Annotated in this window: 8 protein-coding genes; 1 reads left to right on the top strand and 7 read right to left on the bottom strand. The window is 50.0% G+C overall.

Going from position 1 to position 7,101, the window contains the following annotated elements:
* Positions 1–509 precede the first annotated feature (509 nt).
* Positions 510–2,051, top strand: coding sequence for a glutamine-hydrolyzing GMP synthase (gene guaA / locus CLOSYM_RS18215; RefSeq protein WP_021643265.1), 1,542 nt, complete (start codon positions 510–512; stop codon positions 2,049–2,051).
* A 607-nt stretch (positions 2,052–2,658) separates the two neighbouring features.
* Here the strand turns inward: guaA and CLOSYM_RS24365 are convergent.
* The 7 genes from CLOSYM_RS24365 to thiW form a co-directional block, all read right to left on the bottom strand.
* Positions 2,659–2,820, bottom strand: coding sequence for a hypothetical protein (locus tag CLOSYM_RS24365; RefSeq protein ID WP_021643263.1), 162 nt, complete (start codon positions 2,818–2,820; stop codon positions 2,659–2,661).
* A 187-nt stretch (positions 2,821–3,007) separates the two neighbouring features.
* The gene (gene thiD, locus CLOSYM_RS18205) at positions 3,008–3,805 is read right to left on the bottom strand and encodes a bifunctional hydroxymethylpyrimidine kinase/phosphomethylpyrimidine kinase (RefSeq protein ID WP_003508442.1); all 798 of its coding nucleotides are present in this window, start codon (positions 3,803–3,805) and stop codon (positions 3,008–3,010) included.
* 63 nt (positions 3,806–3,868) lie between these two features.
* Positions 3,869–4,165, bottom strand: a complete 297-nt coding sequence (locus CLOSYM_RS18200) for a thiamine-binding protein (protein ID WP_003502333.1) — start codon at positions 4,163–4,165, stop codon at positions 3,869–3,871.
* 13 nt (positions 4,166–4,178) lie between these two features.
* The gene (locus tag CLOSYM_RS18195) at positions 4,179–4,838 is read right to left on the bottom strand and encodes an HAD family hydrolase (protein ID WP_021643262.1); all 660 of its coding nucleotides are present in this window, start codon (positions 4,836–4,838) and stop codon (positions 4,179–4,181) included.
* A complete protein-coding gene (gene thiE / locus CLOSYM_RS18190; protein ID WP_021643261.1) occupies positions 4,831–5,514 on the bottom strand; it encodes a thiamine phosphate synthase in 684 nt (227 codons plus the stop codon). The genes CLOSYM_RS18195 and thiE overlap by 8 nt, the downstream gene beginning before the upstream one ends.
* Entirely contained in the window at positions 5,501–6,325 is an 825-nt protein-coding gene (gene thiM, locus CLOSYM_RS18185) for a hydroxyethylthiazole kinase (protein ID WP_021643260.1), read from the bottom strand. The genes thiE and thiM overlap by 14 nt, the downstream gene beginning before the upstream one ends.
* A 48-nt stretch (positions 6,326–6,373) precedes the next feature.
* The gene (gene thiW / locus CLOSYM_RS18180) at positions 6,374–6,910 is read right to left on the bottom strand and encodes an energy coupling factor transporter S component ThiW (RefSeq protein ID WP_003502340.1); all 537 of its coding nucleotides are present in this window, start codon (positions 6,908–6,910) and stop codon (positions 6,374–6,376) included.
* Positions 6,911–7,101 lie beyond the last annotated feature (191 nt).

The following is a 7,101-nucleotide window of genomic DNA, read 5'->3' as shown; positions in this document are numbered from 1 at the left end:
ACGGTCCCCGCAGCAATTCATTCCGGCCGGATTTTCCCCTCACGACACCCTCCAATCGGGGACGGAAAACGAGTTATCAGGGCAGAAGCAAGGTTTGGTTTCTGTTCGCAGCCCAGCCGCGTTTTGGCAGGCGTGTGAACAGAAACAGGCTTGTCTCTGCCCTTTAAGGTATCGGAGGCCGGCATGAGGCTGTTTGACATTTTTTCCATACTGTTGCAAAGATACAAAATATAGGGCGAAAAATGGCGTAAAACCGTGAAAAAACTTCTTGTCAATATACCGTCATTATTTTATAATAAAGAGTACGCTTAAAGGCGGGAAATGTAACTGCCGTTATGGCAGGTGTTTGACCGGCTTTGTAGAGAATTGGCCTGAGTTTATAATTTATGGCAATTTTGCCGATAATAGTTACGGCAGGACACTGCTGTATGATTATGAATTTGAGGTCATTGTTTAGATTCACTAACATTATTTAAATTCACCAACGGAAATTATTAGGAGGAATACTCGTGGAAAAAGAGATGATTATTGTATTGGACTTTGGCGGCCAGTATAACCAGCTTATTGCCAGAAGAGTCAGAGAATGCAACGTGTATTGTGAAGTACATTCATACAATATGCCGCTGGAACAGATTAAGGAAATGAACCCGAAAGGAATCATTTTTACCGGCGGACCGAACAGTGTGTACGGGGAAGACTCTGCCAGCTGTCCAAAGGAAATTTTTGAACTGGGTATTCCGATTTTGGGAATCTGCTATGGCGCGCAGCTCACGGCGCATCTGCTCGGGGGCAAGGTGGCAACGGCTCCTGTCAGCGAGTACGGTAAGACAGAGGTGGAAGTAGATACGGCTTCCAAGCTGTTTGAGGGCGTCTCACCAAAGACGATCTGCTGGATGAGCCATACGGATTATATTGAAAAAGCGCCGGAAGGATTCAAGATTACCGGCACAACTCCTGTCTGCCCGGTTGCGGCCATGGAGTGTGAGGAAAATAACTGGTACGCCGTCCAGTTCCATCCCGAGGTTATGCATACACAGGAAGGTACGAAGATGCTTTCTAACTTTGTATATAATGTCTGCAAATGTACGGGCGAATGGAAGATGGATGCGTTCGTAGAGAGAACGATCGGTGAAATCCGTGAGAAGGTCGGAAGCGGCCGTGCGCTCTGCGCACTGTCGGGCGGCGTGGACTCCTCCGTGGCTGCCGTAATGATGGCTAAAGCGATTGGCAAACAGTTAACCTGCGTATTTGTCGATCACGGCCTGCTCCGTAAGAATGAGGGAGATGAGGTTGAGGCGATATTCGGACCGGAAGGACAGTACGATTTAAACTTCGTGCGTGTGAATGCCCAGGAGCGTTTCTATGAGAAGCTGGCCGGGGTATCGGATCCGGAACAGAAACGTAAAATTATAGGAGAAGAATTTATCCGCGTGTTCGAGGAAGAGGCGAAAAAAATCGGTAAGGTGGATTTTCTGGTCCAGGGGACAATTTACCCGGATGTCATCGAATCCGGCCTCGGCAAATCGGCGGTAATCAAGTCCCACCACAATGTGGGAGGCCTCCCGGAGCATGTTGATTTTAAAGAGATCATTGAACCGCTCCGCATGCTGTTCAAGGATGAGGTAAGAAAGGCAGGGCTGGAACTGGGGATTCCGGAGAGACTTGTGTTCCGTCAGCCGTTCCCGGGACCCGGACTCGGTGTGAGAATTATCGGTGATGTAACACCGGAAAAGGTGAGAATTGTTCAGGACGCTGACGCGATTTACCGTGAGGAAATCGATAAGGCAGGCATCGCAGGCGATTTGGGCCAGTATTTTGCGGCGATCACCAATATGCGCTCTGTTGGCTGTATGGGTGACGAGAGAACCTATGATTACGCGATTGCCCTCAGGGCAGTTTTAACGTCGGATTTCATGACTGCCGAATCGGCTGAGCTTCCCTGGGAGGTTCTGGGCAAGGTGACGAGCAGGATTGTGAACGAAGTGAAGGGGGTCAACAGGGTACTGTATGATTGTACCGGGAAGCCGCCGGCTACGATAGAATTTGAGTAGAGGTATCTCTAGTCTCCGGTTCCGTATCTGTTATCCGGCCGAAAATAGAATAAAATAAGAAGTTCGCAGAGCCGACAGGAATTAAGATCATGCCGGCTCTGTTTTTGTATCTGTCTTTTAGTTTAGTCGATCACTCTAGGGGGGAATAAGGAGAGAAACAAACCAAAAACAACATATTTCCACATCGAAACGTTTAAAAAAGTGAAATAAAAAAGTCTATTTTAATCTGGACAAAAGGTGATTCTTCAATTGCACCTTTACATTTATTTGAGTAATACCGGATGTTACGTGATACCTGTTTTTAATATATTTTGATTTCTCCATCATAGTTTTCTGCCTTTTCTAATAGCGGTCCTTTGGCACCCATTGTGAAAGCAATATCGCTGCTTCGGATAGATAACAGCTCCATTCCAATTTCCAGATTAAGAAAATCAATTATATTCTGATTTAACTGAATTATACCAGTTCTGGAAATACTTACCCAGCAATATGACCGTCCTTTGTATTTGATAAACTCGCCCTCCGAAGTCTGGTAATTCAGTAAAGCCGGATTAGCAGAAAGAATGTGTCCCAATTTTGATGGTTCTAACAAACTCTTCCTTGTCACTCAGAAACCGCCGGTAATTTTGCTTCCGGTAAAAAGATAGACTTTTCCCTCTGCTGTGGCGTTGTATTCAGTGAGTGCCTGCAGTGGAAGATGTATCGTTAAGTCCTCTCGTATCAGTGACTTTCCAAAAATAAATTTACCGCCTTTGTTCATCTGTGGCATATATTATCAACTCCTTTTCATAAAAGTGGAAGTTTACTATACCACAAAAAATTTTTAAAGTCACTAAGGCTCTTTAAAGTATGGCAAAGTCTGTTGCAAGTGTGATGAAATCGTTACTGTTCACAGCCCAGCTGAAAAGCGCAGTTCTGTGGACAGTAACATAACTTCTACGCCAAAATATTAAAATCTACACTACAAATTCCCCTTTTAATTCAAACAGATGGTTCATAGGTCCCTGTCCCCTGCCCAAATCCAGCATATCTGCCAAAGCGCCGGAGATATATTCTTTTGCCCGTTCCACCGCCGCAGTCAGTTCCATTCCTTTTGCCAGATTGGAAGCAATAGCGCTGGAAAGGGTGCATCCGGTTCCATGGGTGTTGGGATTATCGATTCTGCGTCCATAAAACCAGTGTTTTTCACCGTTCATATACAGCAGGTCGTTGGCGTCGTTTAAATTGTGGCCGCCTTTGCAGAGTACGGTGCAGCCGTACCGCCCGCTGATTATCTGCGCGGCTTTTTCCATATCCTTGTCATCGCGGATTGCAGTGTCTGATAGCAGTTCGGTCTCCGGGATATTCGGCGTCACAATCTCAGCCAGGGGAAGCAGTTTTGCCTTCAGAACATCGATCGCGTTGTCCTTGAGGAGTTTGGAACCGGAAGTGGACATCATCACCGGATCGACCACTATGTGACCGGCCCCATACTGTGTCAGTTTTTCTGCAATAACCTCGATAAGCTCTGCGGAAGAAACCATGCCGATTTTTACCGCATCCGGGCGTATGTCGGTAAATACGGCGTCGAGCTGGGCGGCTAAAAATGCAGGAGTTACATCAAAGATACCGGTGACACCGGTGGTGTTCTGGGCGGTCAGAGCTGTGATGGCGCTCATGGCATAGATGCCGTTGGCCGTCATGGTCTTGATATCGGCCTGAATACCGGCGCCTCCGCTGGAATCACTTCCGGCTATCGTCAAGGCTGTTTTCATAAAGATTCCCTTTCTTCATCATGCTTATATGTGCTTTTAAGCCGTAATTTAACCGGCTCCATGTTAACGGTGTTTGGTGATTTTCTGGTCGATGGTCAGGATTTGGCCCTCCGGCTGATATACCACCTTTATATAGGCGGACACTTTTTCTGCACCGGCACGGACGGCTACATGCTGGCATTCCTTTACAATATCCATGAGCTGGTCGTAGCTGTCACCCTCGATTGTGGTTTCAAAGGGGCCTACTTCACAGCGCAGACCGCAGCTTTTGATATAGGCGATGACCTCATCCACGATCCTTACCAGTTCGGTGTCGTTTTCTGCCTTGGGCAGTACCTGAATTGCAATGCTTGCACTCATTATTTTTCCCTCCTTATTTGTTGTTATATTGATTAACAGGCTCTTTCCAGTCCCGGATTGTTTCATCTGAAAGGGCTTTCAATGCCTCCCAGTTTTCAGCGGCACATTTGTCATAGACACCTATTGTATAAAATCCGGCCTTTTTAGCTGTTTTAGCGGCGTAGAGGGCGTCTTCATAGACAGCGGTTTCCTGAGGGGCGGCCTCTAATTTTTCTGAGGCGAGGAGATAGACCCCGGGCCTGTCTTTTCCGGCGCCGGCTTCATCACAGGAAATCAGGAAGCTGAAATACTCCGCCACGCCAAGGCGTGTCAGACAGGCGTGTATCAGATGAACCGGAGTGGCAGAGGCGACGCACATTTTCACTCCGTTACTCCGGAGCATATTCAGATATTCCGGAACACCGGGTTTAAGCGGAATATCAGAACGATAGTGGCGTTCCATGATGGCATTCATCTCTGCGGCCAGGTCTTCCTGTGTTCGCGACAGACCAAATTCCTGAATGAATAAGGCTGCGGATTCTGTCATGGTCATGGGAATAATTCGTTCCAGAACCTCATCTACCCGCTCTGTAATGTTTTGTGAGGCAAGAAACTCCCTCCCGAGCCGCTGCCAGAATGCCATGGAATCAACAAGAGTGCCGTCCATATCAAAAATAGCGAAGCGTTTATTCATTACCTTCTCCTCTGACTGTCTTAGCAGAGAGCATTTCTTCTGCCAGTTTAAGCATCCCGGCCGTCGCAACCCCGGGATGCGGTGCGGCGAAGATGGCGGAAACTACGGCAACTCCGTCCACGCCGCTGCCAGACAGCCGCATGATGTTTCCGGAATTGATTCCGCCGATTGCCACGATGGGAATGGAGACTGCATTACGGATGGCGCGAAGCTGTTCCATGGTCAGAGAGCGTGCGTCTTTTTTTGTCCCGGTGGTGAAAACCGCACCTACTCCGATATAGTCGGCCCCGGCCGCTTCTGCCGCTTCAGCCTCCTGCACTGTTCCGGCGGAGATGCCCAGAATAGCATCGGGACCAATCAGCGCCCGGATATCGCGTCCTTTAATATCGGACTGCCCCACATGGACACCGTCGGCGTTACATCGGAGGGCAATTTCAACGCTGTCGTTGACGACAAAAGGAACGCGGTATTTCGCACAGAGGGCGTGCAGCGCCTCTGCCTCTGCTTCAAAGTCGTCCTCATTCAGAGCCTTTTCACGGATTTGCAGAAAGGTTGCCCCGTTTTTTAAAACTTCCTCCGCCACAGAGATCAGGGTTTCTCCCTCATTGAGCCACATGCGGTCCGTGACGGCATAGAGCAGCAAGGATTTGCGGATTTCTTCTTTAGTAAATTTCATAGCGTACACCCTCCGTTAATTGTTGTTCAGTGAGATTAAATACTGCGTCGATGAGATCGGTGCGGAACGTAGCATTGCCCGTACCATTGGTGAGACGGCGTTTTTCCGCCAGCTCGCCGCACACATTCATGGCGGCCATGGCGGCGCAGGAGGCGGTATAAAAATCGTCCGGCATTGCCCCGCAGAATGCGCCGATCAGAGTGGTCAGCATACAGCCGCTGCCCGTGATACGCGCCATGGTGGCGCAGCCGCCCCGCAGTGCCATGGCGTTATTCCCGTCGGAAATGATATCGATGGCTCCCGAAACGGCAATTACGGAGCCTGTGCGCTGCGAAAAGGAACGAACCATTTCCAGAGACGACAGAAGATTTTCTTCGGTAACGACATCTAAGACACTTGCATCCACGCCGCTGCCGGCTGCCGTTTCTCCGGCAAGGCCGCGAATCTCCGAGGCATTTCCGCGGATGACGGCGAAATGGATTTCGGAGAGAAGCCGTCCGGCGGATTCCCGGCGAAGCGCAGTCCCTCCGGCGGCTACCGGATCTAAGATAACGGGTTTACCAAGCCGATTGGCCTGTTTTCCGGCCAGTATCATGGCATCCGTGTCTTCAATCGCTCCCATGTTGCATACCAGAGCGTCGGCCCCGGTGACTGCTTCTGCTGCTTCACGGATGTCGTGGGCCATGGTAGGGGAAGCTCCGGAGGCCAGCAGGATGTTGGCACAGTCGTTCACAGTGACAAAATTGGTGATGCACTGTACCAGAGGGGTCCGCTCCCGGACCCGGCGCAGCGCCGCTTCAAACTTTTCCATTATATTCTCCTTTTATTAGTTCAGTGTCTGCTATTGGTTCGGTTTCTGCTATTGGTTCAGTTCCTGCAGCATCCGGCTGAATACTCCGGCACGGCGTAGAATCAGAAGTACTGCGACGCCCATGGCTGCACCCATGACGGCAGATGGGGTATAAAACGGTATGTAATAATAAGGTGACCCGGCATCCAGTCCGTAGAACCACTTCATCAGCGGGTAGGATGCGATGGCGCCGAAGAATCCGGTGCCGATCACTTCACCCAGGGCAGCGGCCCAAAGACTGTGGAATCTCCGGTAGAGCAGTCCGCCCAGAATGGGACCAAAGACGGCCCCGGTGACAGCCTGAACCGTACGGCCGGAGAGCATCCGGAGTATTCCGCAGATAAATGCAGCGGCACAGGCGTACCAGGGGCCCAGTGTCACGGCGGCAATCACATCAACGAAGTGCTGGAACGGGGCCATGGCAGGAAAATACACGAAGGTATTCAGCACAAAGGCGAGACAGGCGAACATCGCCGCAAGCACCATCCTGTAGACAGCACACTTTCTGCTGCGCGCCGGGGATAAAGATTGTGATTGTTGATTCATTGATTATTCCTCCTTCTTTTCCTTGTTTACAAAGGAGATTTTAACGACAAGTACGAACCCCGCGAGTAGTGCCGCGGAGCGGTTTTTATTTAACAGGGGAATTTTCCTGTTAAACAAGAAAGAATCCCGCTCGTGGGATTCTCCGCCTGCGGCGGGGCGCTTCGGCGACATAATGCCCTACCGCCGCAGTG

It is taken from the genome of [Clostridium] symbiosum ATCC 14940 (genome assembly GCF_000466485.1).
In the GTDB taxonomy this organism is placed as follows: Bacteria; Bacillota; Clostridia; order Lachnospirales; family Lachnospiraceae; genus Otoolea; species Otoolea symbiosa.
Note: the sequence above shows the minus strand (reverse complement) of the source record. Positions and strands in the feature narration are given on the sequence as shown.

Excerpts from the sequence above, each read along its gene's own strand:
- CLOSYM_RS24365 (WP_021643263.1), bottom strand. The coding sequence starts at position 2,820 with ATGCCACAGATGAACAAAGGCGGTAAATTTATTTTTGGAAAGTCACTG.
- thiD (WP_003508442.1), bottom strand. The coding sequence starts at position 3,805 with ATGAAAACAGCCTTGACGATAGCCGGAAGTGATTCCAGCGGAGGCGCC.
- CLOSYM_RS18200 (WP_003502333.1), bottom strand. The coding sequence starts at position 4,165 with ATGAGTGCAAGCATTGCAATTCAGGTACTGCCCAAGGCAGAAAACGAC.
- CLOSYM_RS18195 (WP_021643262.1), bottom strand. The coding sequence starts at position 4,838 with ATGAATAAACGCTTCGCTATTTTTGATATGGACGGCACTCTTGTTGAT.
- thiE (WP_021643261.1), bottom strand. The coding sequence starts at position 5,514 with ATGAAATTTACTAAAGAAGAAATCCGCAAATCCTTGCTGCTCTATGCC.
- thiM (WP_021643260.1), bottom strand. The coding sequence starts at position 6,325 with ATGGAAAAGTTTGAAGCGGCGCTGCGCCGGGTCCGGGAGCGGACCCCT.
- thiW (WP_003502340.1), bottom strand. The coding sequence starts at position 6,910 with ATGAATCAACAATCACAATCTTTATCCCCGGCGCGCAGCAGAAAGTGT.